Annotated in this window: 18 protein-coding genes and 2 pseudogenes; 15 read left to right on the top strand and 5 right to left on the bottom strand. The window is 72.3% G+C overall.

The genetic code is table 11. The features are described 5' to 3' along the window. Positions 1–14: 14 nt before the first annotated feature. The 5 genes and pseudogenes from ACZ4W9_RS22360 to ACZ4W9_RS22380 all read left to right on the top strand — a co-directional run bounded on the left by ACZ4W9_RS22360 (position 15) and on the right by ACZ4W9_RS22380 (position 6,673). Complete coding sequence (locus ACZ4W9_RS22360) at positions 15–1,478, top strand: 3' terminal RNA ribose 2'-O-methyltransferase Hen1 (protein WP_467938456.1); 1,464 nt, start codon at positions 15–17, stop codon at positions 1,476–1,478. Beyond that, the gene (locus ACZ4W9_RS22365; protein ID WP_467938458.1) at positions 1,475–4,018 is read left to right on the top strand and encodes a polynucleotide kinase-phosphatase; all 2,544 of its coding nucleotides are present in this window, start codon (positions 1,475–1,477) and stop codon (positions 4,016–4,018) included. Before ACZ4W9_RS22360 ends, ACZ4W9_RS22365 begins: the two co-directional genes overlap by 4 nt. 241 nt (positions 4,019–4,259) lie before the next feature. Beyond that, positions 4,260–5,012: pseudogene (locus ACZ4W9_RS22370) on the top strand (tetratricopeptide repeat protein); the annotation flags it as partial. Position 5,013: 1 nt separating this feature from the next. Next, a complete protein-coding gene (locus ACZ4W9_RS22375) occupies positions 5,014–5,544 on the top strand; it encodes an NUDIX domain-containing protein (RefSeq protein ID WP_467938460.1) in 531 nt (176 codons plus the stop codon). A 106-nt stretch (positions 5,545–5,650) separates the two neighbouring features. After that, positions 5,651–6,673, top strand: coding sequence for a hypothetical protein (locus ACZ4W9_RS22380; protein WP_467938462.1), 1,023 nt, complete (start codon positions 5,651–5,653; stop codon positions 6,671–6,673). 34 nt (positions 6,674–6,707) lie between these two features. Here the strand turns inward: ACZ4W9_RS22380 and ACZ4W9_RS22385 are convergent. Continuing rightward, positions 6,708–6,818 (bottom strand): annotated as a pseudogene (locus tag ACZ4W9_RS22385) (IS5/IS1182 family transposase); the annotation flags it as partial. 109 nt (positions 6,819–6,927) lie between these two features. Between ACZ4W9_RS22385 and ACZ4W9_RS22390 the strand changes: the two are divergent. The 4 genes from ACZ4W9_RS22390 to ACZ4W9_RS22405 all read left to right on the top strand — a co-directional run bounded on the left by ACZ4W9_RS22390 (position 6,928) and on the right by ACZ4W9_RS22405 (position 11,519). After that, a complete protein-coding gene (locus ACZ4W9_RS22390; RefSeq protein WP_467938464.1) occupies positions 6,928–7,338 on the top strand; it encodes a hypothetical protein in 411 nt (136 codons plus the stop codon). Positions 7,339–7,656: 318 nt separating this feature from the next. Beyond that, positions 7,657–8,880: an arginine deiminase gene (locus ACZ4W9_RS22395; protein WP_467938466.1), complete on the top strand. Its 1,224-nt coding sequence runs from the start codon at positions 7,657–7,659 to the stop codon at positions 8,878–8,880. 61 nt (positions 8,881–8,941) lie between these two features. Next, positions 8,942–9,964 carry an ornithine carbamoyltransferase gene (gene argF / locus ACZ4W9_RS22400; RefSeq protein WP_467938468.1) on the top strand — a complete coding sequence of 341 codons (1,023 nt, stop codon included), beginning with the start codon at positions 8,942–8,944 and terminating at the stop codon, positions 9,962–9,964. A 109-nt stretch (positions 9,965–10,073) separates the two neighbouring features. Further along, positions 10,074–11,519 (top strand): amino acid permease, encoded by a 1,446-nt coding sequence (locus tag ACZ4W9_RS22405; RefSeq protein ID WP_467938470.1) that lies wholly within the window; start codon positions 10,074–10,076, stop codon positions 11,517–11,519. On the opposite strand, the gene ACZ4W9_RS22410 is transcribed toward ACZ4W9_RS22405, so the two are convergent. After that, complete coding sequence (locus ACZ4W9_RS22410; RefSeq protein ID WP_467938472.1) at positions 11,479–11,964, bottom strand: ATP-binding protein; 486 nt, start codon at positions 11,962–11,964, stop codon at positions 11,479–11,481. The genes ACZ4W9_RS22405 and ACZ4W9_RS22410 overlap by 41 nt on opposite strands. 143 nt (positions 11,965–12,107) lie before the next feature. Between ACZ4W9_RS22410 and ACZ4W9_RS22415 the strand changes: the two genes are divergently transcribed. Both ACZ4W9_RS22415 and ACZ4W9_RS22420 read left to right on the top strand, forming a co-directional pair. Beyond that, a complete protein-coding gene (locus ACZ4W9_RS22415; RefSeq protein WP_467938474.1) occupies positions 12,108–12,935 on the top strand; it encodes an enoyl-CoA hydratase family protein in 828 nt (275 codons plus the stop codon). Positions 12,936–12,941: 6 nt separating this feature from the next. Continuing rightward, the gene (locus ACZ4W9_RS22420) at positions 12,942–15,305 is read left to right on the top strand and encodes a bifunctional salicylyl-CoA 5-hydroxylase/oxidoreductase (protein ID WP_467938476.1); all 2,364 of its coding nucleotides are present in this window, start codon (positions 12,942–12,944) and stop codon (positions 15,303–15,305) included. Positions 15,306–15,312: 7 nt separating this feature from the next. On the opposite strand, the gene ACZ4W9_RS22425 is transcribed toward ACZ4W9_RS22420, so the two are convergent. After that, positions 15,313–16,125 carry a PaaX family transcriptional regulator gene (locus ACZ4W9_RS22425; RefSeq protein WP_467938478.1) on the bottom strand — a complete coding sequence of 271 codons (813 nt, stop codon included), beginning with the start codon at positions 16,123–16,125 and terminating at the stop codon, positions 15,313–15,315. 15 nt (positions 16,126–16,140) lie between these two features. Further along, complete coding sequence (locus tag ACZ4W9_RS22430) at positions 16,141–17,733, bottom strand: AMP-binding protein (protein WP_467938480.1); 1,593 nt, start codon at positions 17,731–17,733, stop codon at positions 16,141–16,143. Positions 17,734–17,902: 169 nt separating this feature from the next. On the opposite strand from ACZ4W9_RS22430, the gene ACZ4W9_RS22435 reads away from it, so the two are divergent. From ACZ4W9_RS22435 to ACZ4W9_RS22445, 3 genes are all read left to right on the top strand, one after another. Then, entirely contained in the window at positions 17,903–19,033 is a 1,131-nt protein-coding gene (locus ACZ4W9_RS22435; protein WP_467938482.1) for an acyl-CoA dehydrogenase family protein, read from the top strand. Beyond that, positions 19,030–19,428, top strand: coding sequence for a RidA family protein (locus ACZ4W9_RS22440; RefSeq protein ID WP_467938484.1), 399 nt, complete (start codon positions 19,030–19,032; stop codon positions 19,426–19,428). Before ACZ4W9_RS22435 ends, ACZ4W9_RS22440 begins: the two co-directional genes overlap by 4 nt. A 135-nt stretch (positions 19,429–19,563) precedes the next feature. After that, positions 19,564–19,989 (top strand): DUF6299 family protein, encoded by a 426-nt coding sequence (locus tag ACZ4W9_RS22445; RefSeq protein WP_467938486.1) that lies wholly within the window; start codon positions 19,564–19,566, stop codon positions 19,987–19,989. Positions 19,990–20,007: 18 nt separating this feature from the next. On the opposite strand, the gene ACZ4W9_RS22450 is transcribed toward ACZ4W9_RS22445, so the two are convergent. Further along, the gene (locus tag ACZ4W9_RS22450) at positions 20,008–20,817 is read right to left on the bottom strand and encodes a GntR family transcriptional regulator (protein ID WP_467938488.1); all 810 of its coding nucleotides are present in this window, start codon (positions 20,815–20,817) and stop codon (positions 20,008–20,010) included. Between the two features lie 302 nt (positions 20,818–21,119). Between ACZ4W9_RS22450 and ACZ4W9_RS22455 the strand changes: the two genes are divergently transcribed. Beyond that, the gene (locus ACZ4W9_RS22455) at positions 21,120–22,397 is read left to right on the top strand and encodes an extracellular solute-binding protein (protein ID WP_467938490.1); all 1,278 of its coding nucleotides are present in this window, start codon (positions 21,120–21,122) and stop codon (positions 22,395–22,397) included. Positions 22,398–22,492: the final 95 nt, after the last annotated feature.

The following is a 22,492-nucleotide window of genomic DNA, read 5'->3' on the forward strand; positions in this document are numbered from 1 at the left end:
GGAGACTCGACCGCATGTTCGTGACGATCTCCACCACCGGCACGGCCGCGCGGCCGGCCACCGACCTCGGGTACCTGCTGCACAAGCACCCCGACAAGGCGCAGGCGTTCTCCACCTCCTACGGCACGGCGCACGTGTTCTACCCCGAGGCGGACGCCGAACGCTGCACGGCCGCGCTGCTGCTGGAGATCGATCCCGTCGCCCTGGTCCGCCGGGGCCGGGGCAAGGGCCGCGGCGGCGCACCCGACGCGGCCCTCGCCCAGTACGTCAACGACCGCCCCTACGCGGCCTCCTCGCTGCTCGCCGTGGCGCTGGCCAACGTCTTCTCCAGCGCCCTGCGCGGAGTCTCGGCCGCCCGGCCCGAGCGGGCCGCCGCCCCGCTGCCGCTGCGCGTCGAGATCCCCGCACTGCCCGCCCGCGGCGGCCCGGACCTCGTACGACGGCTCTTCACACCGCTCGGCTGGACGGTCACCGCCGACCCGGTCCCGCTCGACACCGCGTTCCCGCAGTGGGGCGACTCGCGGTACGTCCGGCTGCTGCTGGAGTCCGAGCGGGTCACCCTCGCCGAGGCGCTGCGCCACCTGTACGTCCTGCTGCCGGTGCTCGACGACGCCAAGCACTACTGGGTCTCCGCCGACGAGGTCGACAAGCTGCTGCGGGCCGGCGAGGGCTGGCTGGCGGGGCACCCGGAGCAGCGGCTCATCACCGACCGCTACCTCTCGCGGCGCTGGTCGCTGACCCGTCAGGCGAGGGAGCGGCTGGAGCTGGTGCGGCTCGCGGAGGCCGACGACAGCGAGGTCGAGGACATCGACAACGCGGTGGCGGACGAGACCGAAACCGAGGAGAGGCCCACCCCGCTCGCCGTGCTCCGGCGCGAGGCCGTCCTCGCCGCCCTGGACTCCTGCGGCGCCGCCCGGGTCCTCGACCTCGGCTGCGGCCAGGGCCAGTTGGCGCAGGCGCTGCTCAAGGACGCCCGGTACACCGAGATCGTCGGCGTCGACGTCTCGCAGCGCGCCCTCGCCCTCGCCGCCCGCCGGCTGAAGCTGGACCGCATGGGCGAACGGCAGGCGGCGCGCGTCAAGTTGCTCCAGGGCTCCCTCGCCTACACCGACCGCCGGCTCAAGGGGTACGACGCCGCCGTGCTCAGCGAGGTCGTCGAGCACGTCGACCCGCCCCGGCTGCCGGCCCTGGAGTACGCCGTGTTCGGGCACGCGCGCCCCCGCACGGTCATCGTGACCACCCCGAACGTCGAATACAACGTCCGCTGGGAGAACCTGCCCGCCGGCCACGTCCGGCACGGCGACCACCGCTTCGAGTGGACCCGCGAGGAGTTCCGCGCCTGGGCCGCGACCGTGGCCGAACGTCACGGCTACGACGTGGGGTTCACGCCCGTCGGCCCGGACGACCCCGAGGTGGGCCCGCCCACCCAGATGGCGACCTTCACGATCAGGGGCGAGAAGGAGGCGAAGGCGGCATGACCGAGGCACCGTACAAGGGGCGGGCGCTCCCCGTCACCGACCTCTCCCTCGTGGTGCTCGTCGGCGCCTCCGGCTCCGGCAAGTCCACGTTCGCCCGGCGGCACTTCAAGCCCACCGAGGTGATCTCCTCCGACTTCTGCCGCGGCCTGGTCAGCGACGACGAGAACGACCAGAGCGCGACCGGCGACGCCTTCGACGTCCTGCACTACATCGCCGGCAAGCGGCTGGCCGCCGGCCGCCGCACCGTCGTGGACGCCACCAGCGTGCAGCAGGACAGCCGGCGCCGGCTGGTCGAGCTGGCGAACCAGTACGACGTACTGCCCATCGCGATCGTGCTGGACCTGCCGGAAGAGGTGTGCGCCGAGCGGAACGCGGCCCGCGCCGACCGGGCGAACATGCCCCGCCGGGTCATCCAGCGGCACATCCGCGAACTGCGCCGCTCCCTCAGGCACCTGGAGCGCGAGGGCTTTAGCAAGGTGCACGTGCTGCGCGGCGTCGAAGAGGTGGAGCACGCCACCGTCGTCACCGAGAAGCGCTACAACGACCTCACCCACCTCACCGGCCCGTTCGACATCATCGGCGACATCCACGGCTGCTCCGCCGAACTGGAGGCGCTGCTCGCCAAGCTGGGCTACACCGACGGGGCGCACCCCGAGGGCCGTACCGCCGTGTTCGTCGGCGACCTGGTCGACCGCGGCCCGGACAGCCCCGGCGTGCTGCGCCGCGTGATGTCGATGGTGCACTCGGGCAACGCCCTGTGCGTCCCCGGCAACCACGAGAACAAGTACGGCCGTTACCTCAAGGGCCGCAAGGTGCAGCACACCCACGGGCTCGCCGAGACGATCGCGCAGATGGAGGGCGAGAGCGAGGAGTTCAAGGCCGAGGTGCGGCGCTTCCTCGACGGGCTGGTCAGCCACTACGTCCTGGACGGCGGCCGGCTGGTCGTCTGCCACGCCGGTCTGCCCGAGAAGTACCACGGCCGCACCTCCGGCCGGGTCCGCTCGCACGCCCTGTACGGCGACACCACCGGCGAGACCGACGAGTTCGGGCTGCCGGTGCGCTACCCGTGGGCCGAGGACTACCGGGGCCGGGCCGCCGTGGTCTACGGCCACACCCCGGTACCGGAGGCCACCTGGCTGAACAACACCCTCTGCCTGGACACCGGCGCCGTCTTCGGCGGCAAGCTCACCGCGCTGCGCTGGCCGGAGCGCGAGCTGGTCGACGTACCGGCCGAGCGGGTCTGGTACGAGCCGGCCCGGCCGCTCGCCACCGAGGCGCCCGGCGGACAGGACGGCCGGCCGCTGGACCTGGCGGACGTGCACGGCCGGCGTGCCGTGGAGACCCGGCACGCGGGCCGGGTGGCGGTCCGCGAGGAGAACGCGGCGGCGGCCCTGGAGGTCATGAGCCGCTTCGCGATCGACCCGCGGCTGCTGCCGTACCTCCCGCCGACCATGGCACCGACGGCCACCTCGGGGATCGAGGGCTACCTGGAGCACCCGCGGGAGGCGTTCGCGCAGTACGCGCGGGACGGGGTCGCGCGCGTGGTGTGCGAGGAGAAGCACATGGGCTCGCGGGCCGTGGCCCTGGTGTGCCGGGACGCGAAGGCGGCACGACGCCGGTTCGGTGCGGAGGGACCCACCGGATCCCTCTACACCCGGACCGGACGGCCGTTCTTCGACGACGAGCACACCACCGAGGAGATCCTCGGCCGGCTGCGCGCGGCGGTCACCGACGCCGGACTCTGGGACGAACTCGACACGGACTGGCTGCTGCTGGACGCCGAGCTGATGCCGTGGTCCTTGAAGGCCGCCGGGCTGCTGCGCGGCCAGTACGCGGCCGTGGGCGCCGCCTCCGGTGCCGTGTTCCCGGGCGCGCTCGCCGCCCTGGAGGCGGCGGCCGGGCGCGGGACCGACGTGGGCGCGCTGCTCGACCGGCAGCGGGAACGCGCCGCCGACGCGGCGGCGTTCACCGCCGCCTACCGCCGCTACTGCTGGCCCACCGAGGGCCTGGACGGGGTCCGGCTGGCCCCCTTCCAGCTGCTCGCCGTCCAGGGCCGCAGCCTCGCCGCGCTGCCGCACGACGAGCAACTGGCCCTGATCGACCGGCTCGTGGAGTACGACGGCACCGGACTGCTGCACACCACCCGGCGGCTGTACGTCGACACCGGCGATGCGGAGTCGGTGCGCGCGGGCGTCGACTGGTGGCTGGAGATGACCGGCCGGGGCGGCGAGGGCATGGTCGTCAAACCGCTCGGCGCGCTGGTGCGCGGACCGGACGGACGGCTGGTGCAGCCCGGCGTCAAGTGCCGGGGCCGCGAGTACCTGCGGATCATCTACGGCCCGGAGTACACCCGCCCCGACCGGCTCGCCCGGCTGCGGCAGCGGTTCCTGAACCACAAGCGCTCGCTGGCCCTGCGCGAGTACGCCCTCGGCCTGGAGGCCCTGGACCGCCTGGCCGGCGGGGAACCGCTGTGGCGGGTGCACGAGGCGGTGTTCGGGGTGCTGGCGCTGGAGTCGGAGCCGGTGGACCCGCGGTTGTAGGGGCGGCCGCGCCCTCGTCGCGGGGGCATCGACTCCTCGCCCGGGTCGCGTCACGCTGCTTCGGTCTCGGTCGGAGCAGCGGGCGCTGCAGCCCGCGTATCGATCAATTGACCGGCCCATGCCCGGGCCTCGGCCAGATGCTCAGCCCGCAGCCCGACGTGAGGATTCGGCTGCACGAGGAGGGTCGGGACACCACTGGCTGTGCGCTCCGCGGCCCACGAGTGGTCCAGGTCGGTGAAGTCGTCGTCGATCCATCGGCGCCGTCGCCGAACTCGCCTGCCTGGCAGGCTGGAAACACCACGACCTCGGCCACGAAGGCGCTGCCCAGCGTTACTACCAGGTCGGCTACAGGCTCGCCTGCGAAGCAGACCCCCACGGCCACGCCGCCTGGATGATGCGCGCCCTCGCCCACCAGGCCCTGAGCCTTAAACAGCATCACCACTGCGTCGATCTCGTCGAAGGCGCCCTACGCACGGGTCTCGGCCACGTCGACGGCCAGACCGAGGCCCTGCTCCACATCACCCACGCCCGCGCCTACGCCGCCGTGAACGAGAACCCGTCGGCCGCACGAGCCCTCCTCGCTGCCGAAGATGCCGTTCTACGAGACGACGGCCCCCAGCCCACCTACTCCCGTGTCAGCGGCCCAGCCGCCGGCACCGTGGCCAGCCACACCGCCCGCACCCTGACCGACCTCGCCGACCACATCGGCACCGAGCGGCAGCACCGGGACGCCCTCACCCGCTGGGACCCCGAAAAGTACAAGCGCGTCCACGCCCTCACCCACGCCGACCTCGGCGACAGCCTCGCCGCCCAGGCCCGCGCCGACGAAGCCGTCGCCGCCTGGACCCAGGCTCTGACGTTCATGGAGGGCATGACCTCCGACCGCACCCGCAAGGCGATCATCTCCATCCGTTCCACCCTTGCGGTCTACCAGCGGCGCAAGGTACCAGGCGCCGCCGATCTCGCCCTCCGCGCCCGCGAGGCCCTCGCCTAACATGCCCAACAACCCGCCCGACGAAGGGAACCCTGTGGCCCAGCAGACCGACGACCAGCCGAAGGCCCTCAAGCCGGCGCTCGAATCGATGACCCTGCTGGTCGCCGCGGTCATCGTCCACGACAAGGCCACCAACCGCGTGATCCTCCTTCAGCGCAGCGACCAGGCCAAATTTGCCAAGGGCCTGTGGGATCTCCCGGTCGGCAAGAGCGAGCCCGGAGAGCCGATCACCGAGACGGCCGTCCGTGAGCTGTACGAAGAGACCGGTCTGACCATCAAGCCGGAAGCGCTCGAGGTCGCCCACATCATCCACGGCGCCTGGGGAGTGGAAGCACCCAACGGCTTCCTCACGGTCGTGTTCGTCGCCCACGAGTGGACCGGCGAGCCGGAGAACCGCGAACCGCGCAAGCACGCCCAGGTCCGCTGGGTCGATGCCGACGCCATCCCCGAGCAATTCGTGGACACCACCTCAAGCGCTCTCCACCGCTACCTCAGCGGCGGCCCGCAGGTGTCGCTGGACGGCTGGAAGTAGGCGAGGCCTGGCTTGCCGGGTAAGCCGTGGCGCCAAATACGGCTCACCGCTGTGCTGATCAAGCAGATCTGCCACGGTTGTCAGTGCTCTGCGCCAGGATCCCCACATGAACTTTGACTGGGAGCGCGCAGCCGCGATACAGCGGTCAGTGGTGGGGGGTGTACTCCTGGCCGCGATGGTGGTGTCGGCCTACCGCATCCTTGCGTGGATCGCGCGCCGGATCCAGCCACTGCAGGCATGGTGGTCGGCGTGGAACGCCAGAGTCGCAGAAAGGGATATGGCTTCAGCAGCTCAGGCGTTGCGGCGCCTTGGTCTGGCGGACTTGCCGATTCAGTCGTTCCGTGAGGCAGGCAAGAAGACCGCTGCGAGCGTCAAGCTTCGCTATGGGCTGCTTACCTTCCTGATCGGTCTCGGTTGTTCAGACCTCGTCATGGCTGTGTTCAAGACGATCGAGATGCGGAAGATACAGCCGAGTTTGCAGCCATCGGCACTCATGCTCGCTGCTGTGACGCTGCCACTTCTGATGTGGGCAGCCCGGCACAGCAAAGCCATCGCGGGGTACACGCTCCTGCTCTCGATCATGGCCGCCATCGAGGCATGCGACGCAGTCGCACGCGCGGACACGAGCGGTCGGCCCCAAGCTCTTCGGCACTTGGACGACACCTGCTCCACAGTTCGGCGCTCACTTCTTCGGGTCCATCGCATTACGAACAGCGTTGGCCGCGGGTCTCCACGGCAGAGGAACGCAAAGAATCATGCCGCTCTCGTCGTGGCCAAGCTCCAACTGGCCGAGGCGCAGATCGACGGCAATGGGAATGGAGCGCTCCGCAGCCTGGCCGCACTTCTGGCAAAGATCGGTAACAGCTTCGCCGCCGGAAACGTCAGTACGCTCCTCCCCGGGCAGAGCCTGCGGGGCACCACCCCGGTGGCCAATAGAGAAGGGCTTCGGCTGACGGCTGTTGTCGTCGCCGCGGCAGCGTCACTGTGTCTCGGTGTTCTTTTCGGGCTTCCTGCGGGTGTAGACGTCGTCGTGGCCGGCAGTGCAACCGTGCTAGCGGCAATGGCGGCGTACGGGCCACGGGCCGCTATCGCCAAGGCGAGCGAGATCATGAGCATCCTGCGGCAGTAGCAAGCTCTCCCCTCAGTCCTGCGGACCAGCCTCACCGCCCCGGGTCCACCCCCTCGCGCCGTAGCGCGGTGATCAGCTCACCGAACTGACGCGGGCTCAGCTCGGTGAAAGGGGTTGTCCAGGACGGCTCCGACACTGTGACCACAACAGCCACAGCGTGATCGACTCAAAGATCGACGGCATGGGACAATGACCGCTGTGTCAGGTCAGGTCTGGGTGTCCCTCATATCCTGGGCGGCGTTGTCCTCGGCGGCTTGTTGTCCTACCTCGTCCAGCACAGGACTCAGCTCTCGGCGGAACGCGCCGAACAGCAACGGCAGCGGATCGCCTTATCAGAGGCCCGGCGACCGGAACGGCTGGCGCTGCTGGAGCGGTTCATCGAGGTGGGCGCCGAAGCGGAACGCGCCGCGTTCAGCCGACCCGCCGACTGGGACGACACCCACGACTGGTACCTGACGACCCGGGACGTGATGAACAGGCTGTGGGTCGCCGAGCGGCTCATCCGCATCCAGTTCCCCCTGCCCGTACACGACGCGGCACGCGCGTACTTCCTCGACCTTAACCGGACCGTGTGGGAAGGCCTGCCCGAAGGCGAGAGCGTACGGGACTACCTGGAGGACAACCGGCTGGCCTTCCTCGACGCGGCTCGTACGGTCATGGGGTAGCGCACGTCCGAGCTCCGGAGATCTTTTGCGGGACAGCTCTTGGGAGACCAAGAAGGCCATGGTCGGCTTCATCACTACGTCGATGCGGAACGTGTCCGCGCCGGGGCCGCGGCCTGTGCTTGCACCGGCGGGGGAGTCCGGGGCCGCCGGGCGCTCGCCCTGCTCACCGCCGAGCGGCTGGTCCCGGCCGGCGGGGGCGGCGGCCCTGCCGCCCCGCGGGGGACGGTGGTCGGTGCCGCCGCAGCGCGGTTTGGGTCACGCGCAGCGGAAACCGGCGAGCAGGGGATGAAGGAGGGTCCCGGCGGTCAGGATGGAACCATGGGATTCCACGTCGACTCCGAGGCCGGGCGGCTGCGCCGGGTCATCCTGCACCGGCCCGACCTAGAGCTCAAAAGGCTCACCCCCAGCAACAAGGACGCCCTGCTCTTCGACGACGTGCTGTGGGTGCGCCGGGCGCGCGCCGAGCACGACGGGTTCGCCGACGTCCTGCGCGACCGGGGGGTCGAGGTCCACCTCTTCGGCGACCTGCTCGCCGAGGCGCTGGCGCTCCCCGAGGCCCGCGCGCTGGTCCTGGACCGGGTCTTCGACGAGAAGGAGTACGGCCCCCTCGCCACCGGCCACCTGCGCGCCTCCTTCGACCGGATGACCCCGGCCGAGCTGGCCGAGGCCCTGGTCGGCGGCATGACCAAGCGGGAGTACCTGGCCGGCCACGAGGAACCCACCTCCGTGCGCTTCCACGTCATGGACCTGGACGACTTCCTGCTGCGCCCGCTGCCCAACCACCTCTTCACCCGCGACACCTCGGCGTGGATCTACGACGGCGTCTCCATCAACGCCATGCGCTGGCCCGCCCGGCAGCGCGAGACCGTGCACTTCGAGGCGATCTACCGCCACCACCCGCTGTTCCGGGACGAGACCTTCCACGTCTGGTCCCGGGGCCAGGCCGACTACCCCTCCACCATCGAGGGCGGCGACGTCCTGGTGATCGGCAACGGCGCCGTGCTGATCGGGATGAGCGAGCGGACCACCCCGCAGGCCGTGGAGATGCTGGCGCACAAGCTGTTCGCGGCCGGTTCCGCGCGCACCATCGTCGCGCTCGACCTGCCGAAGCGGCGCGCCTTCATGCACCTGGACACGGTGATGACCATGGTCGACGGGGACACCTTCACCCAGTACGCCGGCCTCGGCATGCTCCGCTCCTACACCATCGAGCCCGGCGTCGGCGAACGGGAGCTGAAGGTCACCGACCATCCGCCGGAGCACATGCACCGGGCGATCGCCGCCGCGCTCGGCCTCGGCGAGATCCGGGTGCTGACCGCCACGCAGGACGTGCACGCCGCCGAACGCGAGCAGTGGGACGACGGGTGCAACGTGCTCGCCGTCGAGCCCGGGGTCGTCGTCGCCTACGAGCGGAACGTGACCACCAACACGCACCTGCGCAAGCAGGGCATCGAGGTGATCGAGATCCCGGGCAGCGAGCTGGGCCGGGGCCGGGGCGGGCCCCGGTGCATGAGCTGTCCCGTCCAGCGAGACGCCGTATAGAAATGTGAAGGATCGTATAGACTTCCACAGTCCCCTGTAGTCATACCCCTGGAGCGCCCCCATGGTGACAGTCCCGACCGCCCTCGCCGGCCGCCACTTCCTCAAGGAGCTGGACTTCACCGCCGCGGAGTTCCGCGGCCTGGTCGAGCTGGCCGCCGAGCTGAAGGCCGCCAAGAAGGCCGGGACCGAGACCCCGTACCTGCGCGGCCGGAACATCGCGCTGATCTTCGAGAAGACCTCGACGCGCACCCGCTGCGCGTTCGAGGTCGCCGCCGCCGACCAGGGCGCCCACACCACCTACCTGGAGCCCTCCGGGTCGCAGATCGGGCACAAGGAGTCGGTGCGGGACACCGCCCGGGTGCTGGGCCGGATGTACGACGCCATCGAGTACCGGGGCGACAGCCAGGCCAAGGTCGAGGAGCTGGCCGCGTACGCCGGCGTGCCGGTCTACAACGGCCTCACCGACGACTGGCACCCCACCCAGATGCTCGCCGACGTGCTCACCATGACCGAGCACTGCGCCAAGCCGCTCGGCGAAACCGCCTTCGCCTACCTCGGCGACGCCCGCTTCAACATGGGCAACTCCTACCTGGTCACCGGCGCCCTGCTCGGCATGGACGTACGGATCGTCGCCCCGAAGTCCTACTGGCCGGCCCAGGACGTCCTCGACCGCGCCCGCGCGCTCGCCGACTCCAGCGGGGCGCGGATCACCCTCACCGAGGACATCGCCGAAGGGGTCCGCGGCACCGACTTCGTCGCCACCGACGTCTGGGTGTCCATGGGCGAGCCCAAGGAGGTGTGGGCCGAGCGGATCGCGGCCCTCGCCCCCTACGCGGTGACCATGGACGTGCTGCGCGCCACCGGCAACCCCGACGTACGGTTCCTGCACTGCCTGCCGGCCTTCCACGACCTCGGCACCGCGGTGGGACAGCAGATCCACGACGCCTACGGTCTCGACTCGCTGGAGGTGACGGACGAGGTCTTCGAGTCCGCCCACTCCGTGGTCTTCGACGAGGCGGAGAACCGGCTGCACACCATCAAGGCGGTGCTGGTCGCCACACTCGCCCGGGAAACCCTTGCCTGACCCTCCTCACCAGGCCTTATCCTGACCGGCGGCCCGGAACCACCCCTTCCGGCGCCGCCGCCGCGGCCCACCACGGCCGCCCGCACCACCAGAATCGAGCACCACCCGCATGCCCGCTCCCCGTATCAAGTCCCCGCGGCTGCTCGTCGCCGAATCCGGCGCCGACCGCGAGGGACACGGCCTGAAGCGCACCATGGGCCTCTTCCAGCTCATCTGCTTCGGCGTCGGAGCCATCGTCGGCACCGGCATCTTCGTCGGCCTGTCCGACTCGGTCGCCCAGGCCGGCCCGGCCGTCGTCGTCTCCTTCGTCCTCGCGGCCCTCACCTGCGTCTTCACCGCCTTCTCCTTCGCCGAGCTGGGCGGCGCGATCCCGGTCTCCGGCTCCTCGTACTCCTTCGCCTACGCCGGCCTCGGCGAGTCCACCGCCTTCCTCGTCGGCTGGTGCCTGCTGCTGGAGTACGGCGTGTCCATCTCCGCCGTAGCGGTCGGCTGGAGCCAGTACGTCAACGAGCTGCTGCACAGCCTCACCGGCCTCCAGCTCCCGGACGCCCTGTCCGCGGGCCCCGGGGACGGCGGCGTGGTCAACCTGCCGGCCGTGATCGTCATCGCCATGGCCTCGGTGCTGCTGGTGCGCGGGGTGCGGGAGAGCGCCCGGGCGACCGCCGCCATGGCCGCGGTGAAGCTCGCCATCCTGCTCGCCTTCTGCGCCATCGGCTACAGCGCCTTCAAGGACGGCAACCTCACCCCGTTCTCCCCGGCCGGCCTCGGCGGCATCGGCGCGGGCACCACCGCCGCGTTCTTCTCCTACATCGGCTTCGACGCGATCACCACGGCCGGCGAGGAGGCGAAGAACCCGCGCCGGCACATCCCCGTCGCGATCATGGTCTGCATGGGCATCGTGACCCTGCTGTACTGCGCGGTCGCGCTCGCCGCGATCGGCGCCATCGGCGGCGACCAGGTCGCCGGCCGCCCCGCCGCCCTGTCCTACGTCGTCAACGAGGTCACCGGCTCGGCCGTCGGCGGCGGCGTCATCGCCTTCGGCGCGGTCGTCGCCATCGCCTCCGTGGTCCTCGCCGTGATGTACGGCCAGACCCGCATCCTGATGTCGATGTCCCGGGACGGCCTGATCCCGCGCGTCTTCGAGAAGGTCAGCCCGCGCACCTCCACCCCGGTCGCCGGCACGCTGATCGTCGCCGTCGTCTTCGCGCTCCCGGCGGCCTTCGCCTCCCTCGACGCCGTGATGAACCTGTGCACCATCGGCACCCTCGCCATCATGGCCGTCGTCAACATCACGGTGATGGCCCTGCGCCGCCGCGAACCGGGCCTCGACCGCAGCTTCCGGGTCCCGCTGTACCCGGTGGCCCCGCTGCTCGGCATCGCCTTCTGCCTGTACCTGATGTGGGAGACCGGCTGGCGGACCTGGATCCAGTTCGCCGTGTTCCTCGCGGCGGGCCTCGCGCTCTACGGCACCTACGGCCGCCGGCACTCCACGCTCGCGGCGGCGCCCGCCGAGGTCACGCCGGCCGCCGCCGAGCGGGAACCACAGGCAGTCTGAACCACACCGCCTTGCCCGACGGGGTGGGGCGGTGACCGCAGGAGGAACTGAGGGCGCGGATCAGCAGCAGCCCGCGCCCGCCCTCCTGCCACACGTCGGGCTCCTCGATCACCGGCCGGGTCAGATGGCCGGGCGGCGCCGGGTCCGGATCGTGCACCTCCACCCGGCAGTCGGTCGGCCGCAGCTCCACCACCAGCTCTATCGGGCCGCGCCCGGCGGTGTGCTCCACCGCGTTGGCCACCAGCTCGGCGGTCAGCAGCTCCGCCGTGTCGCAGTCGGTCACGTGCTGCCCCTCGGCGAGGGCCGAGCGCACCAGGGCACGCGCCACCGGCACCGCCGCCGCGGTGTGCGGCAGCGCGATGCGCCAGGAGGCCGATTCGGCGGGGGGTTCGTGCACGGCGAGTCCTTCACGGAGCAGGCTGTCCTGCTGTACGACTCCAGGCATGGTACGGGCCCCGCCGCGTCCGGCCGCCGCCGGGCCGGTCGCTGCGGACGATTGTGTCGCGCCCTCGTGACGACAGTCACAGAGCGGTGATAACTTCGAGGGGCAGCAACGTACGGCGCCGTCGCCCAGGGAGGCCGCACGTCATGAGTCCCTTCACCGGCTCGGCCGCCCGCACGGCCGACTGGGAGCATCTGCGGGTGCGGATCGCCGACCAGGTCGCCACCGTCACCCTCGCCCGCCCCGAGAAACTCAACGCCCTCACCTTCGGCGCCTACGCCGACCTGCGCGACCTGCTCGCCGAGCTGTCCCGGGAGCGCGCGGTGCGGGCCCTGGTGCTGGCCGGGGAGGGCCGCGGCTTCTGCTCCGGCGGCGACGTGGACGAGATCATCGGCGCCACCCTCGCCATGGACACCGCCCGGCTGCTCGACTTCAACCGGATGACCGGGCAGGTGGTGCGGGCGATCCGCGAGTGCCCCTTCCCGGTGGTCGCCGCGGTGCACGGCGTGGCGGCCGGCGCCGGCGCGGTCCTCGCCCTCGCGGCGGACTTCCGGGTCGCCGACCCCTCGGCCCGGTTCGCGTTCCTCTTCACCCGGGTCGGCCTGTCCGGCGGCGACATGGGCGCGGCCTATCTGCTGCCCCGGGTCGTCGGCCTCGGCCACGCCACCCGCCTGCTCATGCTGGGCGACCCGGTACGGGCCCCCGAGGCCGAGCGGATCGGCCTGATCAGCGAACTGGCGGCGGAGGGCCGGGCCGACGAGACCGCCGCCGCCCTGGCCCGCCGCCTGGCCGACGGCCCGGCCCTGGCCCACGCCCAGACCAAGGCCCTGCTCACGGCCGAACTGGACATGCCCCTGGCGGCCTCGGTCGAACTGGACGCCGCCACCCAGGCCCTGCTGATGACGGGCGAGGACTACGCGGAGTTCCACACGGCCTTCACGGAAAAGCGCGCACCGAAGTGGCGGGGGAGGTGAGCGCGGATGCCGGCCACGGACGACCCGCGCCCGCCGACGACGCACCACCCCCTGCGCGTGGCGGTCATCGGCGGCGGCCCCGGCGGACTGTACGCCGCGGCCCTCCTCAAGCGCCTGGACCCGGCCCGTGACATCACCGTCTGGGAACGCAACGCCCCCGACGAGACTTTCGGCTTCGGGGTGGTCCTCTCCGACGAGACGCTCGGCGGCATAGAACACGCCGACCCCGTCGTCCACGAGGCGTTACGGCGGGACCTCGTCCGCTGGGACGACATCGACATCGTGCACCGGGGCACACGCCACCGCTCCGGCGGCCACGGCTTCGCCGCGCTCGGCCGCCACCGGCTCCTGCGGATCCTGCACCAGCGCTGCCACTCCCTCGGCGTTCGGATCCACTTCCGCACCGAGGCCCCCCACCCGGACTCCCTCCGCGCCGAGTACGACCTCGTCGTCGCCGCCGACGGTGTGCACAGCACCACCCGCGAGACGTACGCCCATGTGTTCCGCCCCCAGGTGACCGCGCACCGCTGCCGCTACATCTGGCTCGCCGCCGACTTCGCCTTCGACGCCTTCCGCTTCGAGATCGCCGAGACCGAGCACGGCGTGACCCAGTTGCACGGCTATCCCTACGCCCGCCCGTCCCCCGACCACCACTCGACGAGGCCCCCCGGGCCGCAGGAGCGATGCGGCGCCTCCACCGTGATCATCGAGATGCGCGAGGAGGTCTGGCGGGCCGCGGGGTACGACGAACTCACCCCGCGCGAGTCCGCCGAACGCTGCGCCAAGCTCTTCTCCGACGCCCTGGGCGGCCGTCCGCTGCGCGCCGGGAACTCCGTCTGGACCACCTTCCGTACGGTCGTCAACGACCGCTGGTCGCACGGCAACGTGGTCCTCCTCGGCGACGCCGCGCACACCGCGCACTTCTCCATCGGCTCCGGCACCAAGCTCGCCGTCGAGGACGCCCTCGCCCTCGCCGCCTGCCTGGCGGAGCAGCCGGACGTACCGGGCGCGCTCGCGGCCTACGAGGAGGAGCGCAGACCCGTCGTCGCCTCCACCCAGCGGGCCGCCCGGGCCAGCCTGGAGTGGTTCGAGAACCTGCGGCTGTACGTGCGCCAGCCGCCCCGCCGGTTCGCCTTCAACCTGCTCACCCGCTCCCGCCGCGTCACCCACGGCAACCTGCGGATGCGCGACGCCCGCTTCACCGATTCCGTCGAGCGCGAGTTCGGCTGCCCGCCCGGCACACCCCCGATGTTCACCCCGTTCCGGCTGCGCGGCCTGACCCTGCGCAACCGGGTCGTGGTGTCGCCGATGGACCTGTACTCGGCCGCCGAGGGCGTCCCCGGCGACCTCCACCTCGTCCATCTGGGTGCCCGCGCCCTCGGCGGGGCCGGCCTGGTGATGACCGAGATGGTGTGCGTCAGCCCGGAGGGCCGCATCACCCCCGGCTGCGCCGGCCTCTACACCGGACGGCAGGCCGAGGCGTGGCGGCGCGTCACCGACTTCGTGCACCGCCAGTCCCCGGGCACCGCGATCGGCGTCCAGCTCGGGCACTCCGGGCGCAAGGGGTCCACGAAGCCGATGTGGGAGGGCATGGACGAGCCGCTGCCCACCGGCAACTGGCCGGTCGTCGCCGCGTCCCCGCTGCCGTACCGGCCGGGCGGCCAGATACCGCGCGAGCTGTCCCGGGCCCAGCTCACCGACATCCGCGAGCAGTTCACGGCGGCCGCCTGGCGGGCCGCCCGGGCCGGGTTCGACCTGCTCGAACTGCACTGTGCCCACGGCTATCTGCTCTCCGGCTTCCTCTCCCCGCTCACCAACCTCCGCACCGACGCCTACGGCGGTTCCCCCGAGCGGCGCCTGCGCTTCCCGCTGGAGGTCTTCGACGCCGTCCGCGGGGTGTGGCCGGCCGAGCGGCCGATGACCGTCCGGATCTCGGCCACCGACTGGGCCGACGGCGGGACGAGCGCGGAGGACGCCGTGGAGATCGCCCGCGCCTTCGCCGCGCACGGCGCCGACGCCATCGACGTCTCCACCGGGCAGGTGGTGGCCCAGGAGAAACCGGAGTTCGGGCGTTCGTACCAGACGCCGTTCGCCGACCGGATCCGGCACGAGGTCCGCGTCCCCGTCATCGCGGTCGGCGCGATCTCCTCCTGGGACGACGTCAACTCGCTGATCCTGGCAGGCCGCACGGACCTGTGCGCCCTGGCCCGCCCGCACCTGTACGACCCGCACTGGACCCTGCACGCGGCGGCCGAACAGGGCTACGAGGGCCCCGGTGCCCCCTGGCCCGCCCCCTACCGCGCGGGCAGCCGCCCCCCGCGCACCGGCCGCACCGACGCGCCCAGACCCCGCCTGTCCCTGGAGGGCTGAGGAGCCCTCACAGCCCCGCGAACCGCGCCCCCGCGTCCCGCAGGCGTTCGTGCAGGCCCCGGAAGACCTCCGCCGAGCGGACACCGGGCCAGTCGGGCGGGAGCAGGCGGGTGGGCAGGCCCGGGTCGGTGTAGGGCAGGTGGCGCCAGGAGTCGAGGGCGAGGAGGTAGTCGTGGTAGGCCGCCTCCGGCGGGGTGTCGGCGCGGCGGGACCAGGCCCGCAGCACCGGCGCGTGCCGGTCCAGGAAGCGTTCGTGCTCCTTGGCGATCGCGGCCAGGTCCCACCAGCGGGCCACCGCCTCGGCCGTGGGCGCGAAGCCCAGGTGCTCACCCCGGAAGAAGTCCACGTACGCGTCCAGCCGCAGCCGGCGCAGGGTGTGCTCCGTCTCCTCGTACAGCCGGGCCGGGGCGATCCACACCCCCGGCGCCGCGGTGCCGAAGCCCAGGCCGGCCAGCCGGGAGCGCAGCACGTGCCGCTTCTGCCGCTCCGACTCGGGGACCGAGAACACCGCGAGCACCCAGCCCTCGTCCGCCACCGGGCTGCCCGCGTAGATCCGCCGGTCGCCGTCGTCCATCAGCTGGCGGGCCTCGGCGGACAGTTCGTACCCGGCGGCGCCGGACTCCGTGCGGGCCGGCAGCAGCAGACCGCGCCGCTTGAGCCGGGACACCGAGGAACGTACGGAGGGGGCGTCCACGCCTACGGCGGCCAGGAGCCGGATCAGCTCGGCGACGGGCACCGGGCCGGGCATGGAGCGGCCGTACGCGCCGTAGAGCGTGACGATGAGGGACCTGGGGGCGTGCTGCTCGGACACGTTGATCATTTTAGGTCGTCGGCATCACTGCTGGTCACCTCCGGTGCGCAGCCGGAACCGCTGCACCTTGCCGGTGGCCGTGCGGGGCAGCGCGTCGAGGAAGACGAACGCGCGCGGACATTTGTAGGGCGCCAGCTCGGCGGTGAGGAACGCGCGCAGCGCCTCCGGGTCCCGCCGGGCGCCGGGGCGCAGCACCGTGTAGGCGACGGCCACCTGGCCGCGGTCCTCGTCGGGGCGGCCGACGACCGCCGCCTCGGCCACGTCGGGATGGCGCAGCAGCGCCTCCTCCACCTCGGGTCCCGCGATCTTGTACCCGGCGGAGACGATCATGTCGTCGGCGCGGGCCACGTACCGGAAGTGGCCGCTGCGCTCGCGGACATAGGTGTCGCCGGTGATGTTCCAGCCGCCGCGCACGTACTCCCGCTGCCGCGGGTCGGCGAGATAGCGGCAGCCGACCGGGCCGCGCACGGCCAGCAGCCCCAGCTCGCCGTCGGGCACGGGCCGGCCGTCGGCGTCCTGGACGCGGGCCTGCCAGCCGGGCACCGGCAGGCCCGTGGTGCCGGGCCGGGCGTGCTCGTCGGCGGCGGACAGGAAGATGTGCAGCAGCTCGGTGGCGCCGATGCCGTTGATCAGGCGCAGGCCGGTGCGCTCGTACCAGGCGTGCCAGGTGGCCGCGGGCAGGTTCTCGCCGGCCGACACACAGCGTCTGAGGGAGGAGAGGTCGTGGCCGTCCAGGTCGCGCAGCATCGCCCGGTAAGCGGTCGGCGCGGTGAACAGCACGGAGACGCGGTGCGCGGCGACGGCGGGCAGCAGCTGCCCAGGGCCCGCCCGTTCGAGCAGGAGGCTGCTGGCGCCGGCGCGCATCGGGAAGACCACCAGCCCGCCGAGGCCGAAGGTGAAGCCGAGCGGGGGACTGCCGGCGAAGACATCGTCCTCATGGGGGCGCACCACATGACGGGAGAACGTGTCGGCGGCCGCCAGCACGTCCCGGTGGAAGTGCACGCATCCTTTCGGGCGACCCGTGGTGCCCGAGGTGAACGCGATCAGGGCGACGTCGTCACAGGCGGTGTCCACCGCCGGATAGGGGGCGGCGGGGGCCGGGCGGCGCAGCAGGTCGTCGGGGCCGTCACCGCCGTACGTCGTGACGCGCAGCCCCGGTACGGCGGCCCTCGCCAGGTCCTCCACCGACCGGACGTCGCACAGCGCGTGCCCGATCCGGGCGATCGCGCACAGGGCCGCCAGCTCCTGCGGGCGCTGCCGGGCCAGCACGGTGACCGCGACCGCGCCCGCCTTCAGCACGGCCAGCCAGCAGGCGGCCAGCCACGGCGTGGTGGGGCCGCGCAGCAGCACCCGGTTGCCGGGGACCACGCCCAGCGCGCCGGTGAGCAGATGCGCGATCCGGTCGACACGGGCGCGCAGTTCGCCGTAGGTCCAGGCGGGGCCGGCGGGGGTGCGGAACACCGGGCGGGACTCCTCGGCGTGGTCCAGCAGTTCCGCGGCGCAGTTCAGCCGGGCCGGATAGCGCAGTTCCGGCAGGTCGAACCGCAGCTCGGGCCATTCGTGCGGCGGGGGCAGATGGTCGCGCGCGAACGTGTCGACATGGGCCGAGAGATGCATGGCGGTGCGCCCCCTTGCCGTGACGGAGGTCCGGGCCGGCCGCCCGAACGGGCTTCCTGGTGGGCTCGCGCCTTGAGCGTATCGCCTTGGTGACGACAGTCAACGGTCCGCGATACCGTCGGAAGGGGCGGGCGAGGGTGCCGGAACCGCCCCGGAGGGAGGAACGGCCGTGTCCGCATTCGCACTCGCGCCGGAGCAGGCCGCCTGGTGCGCCGAGCTGCGCGCGCTGGCCGCCGGGCGGCTGCGCCCGCTCGCCGACCGGGGCACGCCCGGCCGCGTCGACCGGGCGCTGCTCGCCGAACTCGGCCGGCTCGGCCTGCTCGCCCGGCTCTTCGACTCCGGGGCGCTGGACCTGTGCCTGATGCGGGAGTCCCTCGCGCAGGGCTGCACCGAGGCCGAGACCGCCCTCGCCCTCCAGGGCCTCGGCGCGCATCCGGTGCACGCCCACGGCACCCCGGCCCAGCGGGCGCGCTGGCTGCCGCGGGTCGCCAACGGCAGCGCGGTCGCCGCCTTCGCGCTCAGCGAGCCCGGCGCCGGGTCGGACGCGGCGGCGCTGTCCCTCGCCGCCGACCCCCACGGCGACGGCTGGCGGCTCACCGGCGCCAAGTGCTGGATCTCCAACGCCCCCGAGGCCGACTTCTACACCGTCTTCGCCCGCACCACGCCCGGCGCCGGAGCCCGCGGGGTGTCCGCCTTCCTCGTCCCCGCCGACCGGCCCGGGCTCACCGGCCGCCCGCTGGAGATGCTCGCGCCGCATCCCGTCGGCGCCCTGGACTTCGACGCCGTGCCCGTCACCGCCGCCGACCTGCTCGGCGCGGCGGACCGCGGCTTCGCCGTCGCCATGGGCACCCTCAACCTCTTCCGCCCCAGCGTCGGCGCCTTCGCGGTCGGCATGGCCCAGGCCGCGCTGGACGCGACCGTGGGGCACACCGGCCGGCGCGAGGCGTTCGGCGGCACCCTGCGCGACCTCCAGGCCGTGTCCCACCAGGTCGCCGAGATGGCCCTGCGCACCGAGGCGGCCCGGCTGATGGTGTACGCGGCGGCCGCGGCGTACGACGCGGGGGCCGCCGACGTGCCCCGGCGGGCCGCGATGGCCAAGCTGCTCGCCACCGAGACCGCGCAGTACGTCGTCGACACCGCCGTCCAGCTGCACGGCGCGTGCGCCCTGCGCCGCGGCCACCTCCTGGAACACCTGTACCGCGAGGTGCGCGCGCCGCGCATCTACGAAGGGGCCAGCGAGGTCCAACGGGGCATCATCGCCAAGGAGTTGTACGCCACGGCGGCCGAGGGGGCGCGATGACGGCCGAGCGCGTCAACCCGCCCGGGCTGTCCCCGCCCACCGGCTTCAGCCACGCCGTCGTCGCCACCGGCTCCCGCGTGGTGTTCCTGGCCGGCCAGACCGCCCTCGACGCCGACGGCGAGATCTGCGGACAGACGCTGCCCGAGCAGTTCGGCAGGGCCCTCGGCAACCTCCTCGCCGCCCTGCGCGCGGCCGGCGGCACCCCCGCCGACCTGGCCCGGGTCACCGTCTACGCCACGGACCTTGCCGCCTACCGCGACCACGCGCCCGAACTGGGCCGGATCTGGCGGCAGTCGGCGGGGCGCGACTACCCGGCGATGGCCGTCGTCCAGGTCGTACGGCTGTGGGACGAGCGGGCGCTGGTGGAGCTGGACGGGTTCGCCGTACTGCCCTGATCCGCGGGCCGCCGCCCGCCCCGCACAACCGTCAGGAGCACGGACGCGCCACCGCAGGGGTGACGGTCACGTCCGCCGGCCTGGCCGCCCGGTACCAGTGGAAGCCCTCAGCCCCTGGAAACCGGGAGGTATCCCATGCCCGTCCGCCGTTCCCTGCTCGCCGCCCCCGGCGCCGCGGCCCTGCTGTGCGCCGCCGCCGGTCCGGCCGCCGCCGCACCCGGCGAGTACCTCACCGTCGACCCGACCGGCCGGATCGCCGCCGACGGCACGGTCACGCTGTCCGGCAGCTACCGCTGCACCGGCGCCACCGGCCCGGCGTTCATCGGCTCCTCGGCCGGCCAGGGCGACACCGGCCGCCGGCAGGGCATCGGCGGCAGCGCCGCCCGCTGCGACGGCGCCGAGCACCGCTGGCAGAACTCCGGCAAGCCCTACGGGCAGACCGTGAAGCCGGGAGCGGCGCGGGTGCGGGCCACCGTCGTGGAGCTGCGCCCCTCGGGCATCGTCCTGCTGCCGGTCTTCCACGCGGAGTCGGAGCGGGACGTCACGCTCGTCCAGGGCTGAGACGCGCTTGCCGCCGGGTCAGAGCCCGTCCCCCTCCGGCGGGGCCGCCCTGCGCCGGACCACCGTGCCGCCCGGCCGGCGCAGGGCGGCGACGAACTTGTAGCGGGAGCCGCGGTAGACCGAGCGCACCCATTCCACCGGGGTGCCCTCCGCGTCCCGCGAGTGCCGGGACAGCAGCAGCATCGGCAGTCCCACGTCGGTGGCCAGCAGCTGCGCCTCGCGCGGGGTGGACAGCGAGGTCTCGATGGTCTCGTCGGCCTCGGCCAGATGGACGCCGTAGACCTCGGCGAGCGCCGTGTACAGCGACGGGTAGGTGGCAAGGGAGCCGCGCAGGCCGGGGAAGCGCCGCACGGACAGATGGGTGGTCTCGATGGCCATCGGGTCGCCGCTGGCCAGCCGCAGCCGCTCGATGCGCAGCACCCGTTCGCCGATCCCGATGCCCAGCATGCCCGCCAGCTGCTCGTCGGCCGGCACCTCCCCGATGTCCAGCACCTGCGAGGCCGGGGTGAGGCCCTGGGCGCGCATGTCCTCGGTGTGCGAGGTGAGCTGGAGCGTGCGGTACAGCTTGGGCTGGCTGACGAAGGTGCCCTTGCCCTGGATCCGGTCGAGCCGGCCCTCGCCGACGAGTTCCTGCAGGGCCTGGCGCACGGTGGTCCGGGAGGTGTCGAACCGGACCGCGAGCAGCCGTTCGGCGGGCATCGCCGAACCGGGTTGCAGTGCTTCGGCCATCGTCAGGAGCTGCTGCTTGATCCGGTAGTACTTCGGCACCCGCGCGGTGCGGCCGGACGCCCCCCGGTGCGGATGGGCGCTGCTGACGTCGGTGGTCATGCCTGCCTTCCCGGCTGTGTCGATGGGCTCCCGTTATAGCGACCAACTCCCGTATGGTCTAGTCCAACTGAACGGGCCGGGCGAAACGGACGGAACGCGGAGGGACGCGCTCCGGTGACTTTCTCGTAACGGCCCGGACCGGCTTCCCGAACCACCCTTGACACTCCAAAAGGTCTAGGCCAAGCTCCACCGTACTGGTCTACACCATTAGTGGCCAGGTCCCGAGCCCTACGTGCAACAGCGTCGTACGCAGGTCACCGCCGAGGGCGTGGGGGGTTAGTGGCATCCCTGAGGAGGGTGGCGTGAAGCGCAAGCTTGCGGCCGCGATCGTGATCGCGGGCATGATGGTCTCCGTGTCGGCGTGCGGAGGGGACGACGGCGACGAGGGCAAGAAGGCGGGACCGGACAGCTTCAAGGGCGAGACGCTCACCGTCTGGGCGATGGACGGCTCCACCCCGGACCAGTGGGTCACGGACGTCTCCGCCGCGTTCGAGAAGAAGACCGGCGCCAAGGTGAAGTTCGAGACGCAGAAGTGGGACGGGATCCAGCAGAAGATCACCACCGCCCTCTCCGAGTCCACCCCGCCGGACGTGATCGAGGTCGGCAACACCCAGACCCCGGCCTACGCGGCCACCGGCGGTCTCGCCGAGCTGGACGACCTGAAGAAGGAGATCGGCACCGACTGGACGCCGGCGGTCTCCGAGTCCTCCGTCTACGACGGCAAGCAGTACGCCGCGCCCTGGTTCTTCACCAGCCGCGTGGTCATCTACAACAAGAAGATCTGGGCCGAGGCCGGCATCAAGGACATCCCCAAGACCCGGGACGAGTTCTTCAAGGACCTCGAGACCATCGGCAAGAAGACGAAGGCCGAGCCGATCTACATGCCCGGCCAGAACTGGTACTTCTTCGACGGCCTGACCATCGGCCAGGGCGCCGACCTGGTGAAGAAGCAGGGTGACAAGTACGTCTCCAACCTCGGTGACCCCAAGGTCGCCAAGGCCATGGAGATCTACAAGAAGTACGCCTCCTACTCCAAGGCCCCCAAGGACAAGGACGAGGCCACCCCGCAGCAGGGCGAGGTGTTCGCCAACGGCAAGACCGGCGCCTTCATCGGCATGGGCTGGGAGGCCGCCACGGCGGTCGCCGCCAACAAGGACATCGAGAAGGACCTCGGCTACTTCCCGATCCCCGGCGAGACCGCGGCCAAGCCCGAGAGCGTCTTCCTCGGCGGCTCCAACCTCGCCGTCGCCGCGGGCAGCAAGAAGCAGGAGCTGGCCAAGGAGTTCCTGAGGATCGCCCTGTCCGACCAGTACGAGGGCGAACTGGCCAAGCTCAACGGCGTCATCCCGAACAAGAAGGCGCTGGAGTCCAACCTGAAGGGCAACCTCGTCGCCGAGGCCATCGCCCCGGGCGCCGCGGTCGGCGGCACCACCCCGCTGATCCCCGAGTGGGGCGCGGTGGAGAACAACCCCAACCCGATCAAGTCCTACATGACGTCCGTGCTGAACGGTAAGTCCCCGGCGGAGGCCGCCAAGCAGGTCGAGGGCGAGATCAACAAGCGCCTGGCCCAGGAGAACTGATCACCGTGCCGGGGGGGGGGGGGGGGGGGGGGCCCCCGCCCCCCCCCCCCCCTCCCCCGGGGGGGGGCGCGGTGTTTTTTCTCGGCCCGGGAAAG

Source organism: Streptomyces sp. NPDC029296 (assembly GCF_055569255.1).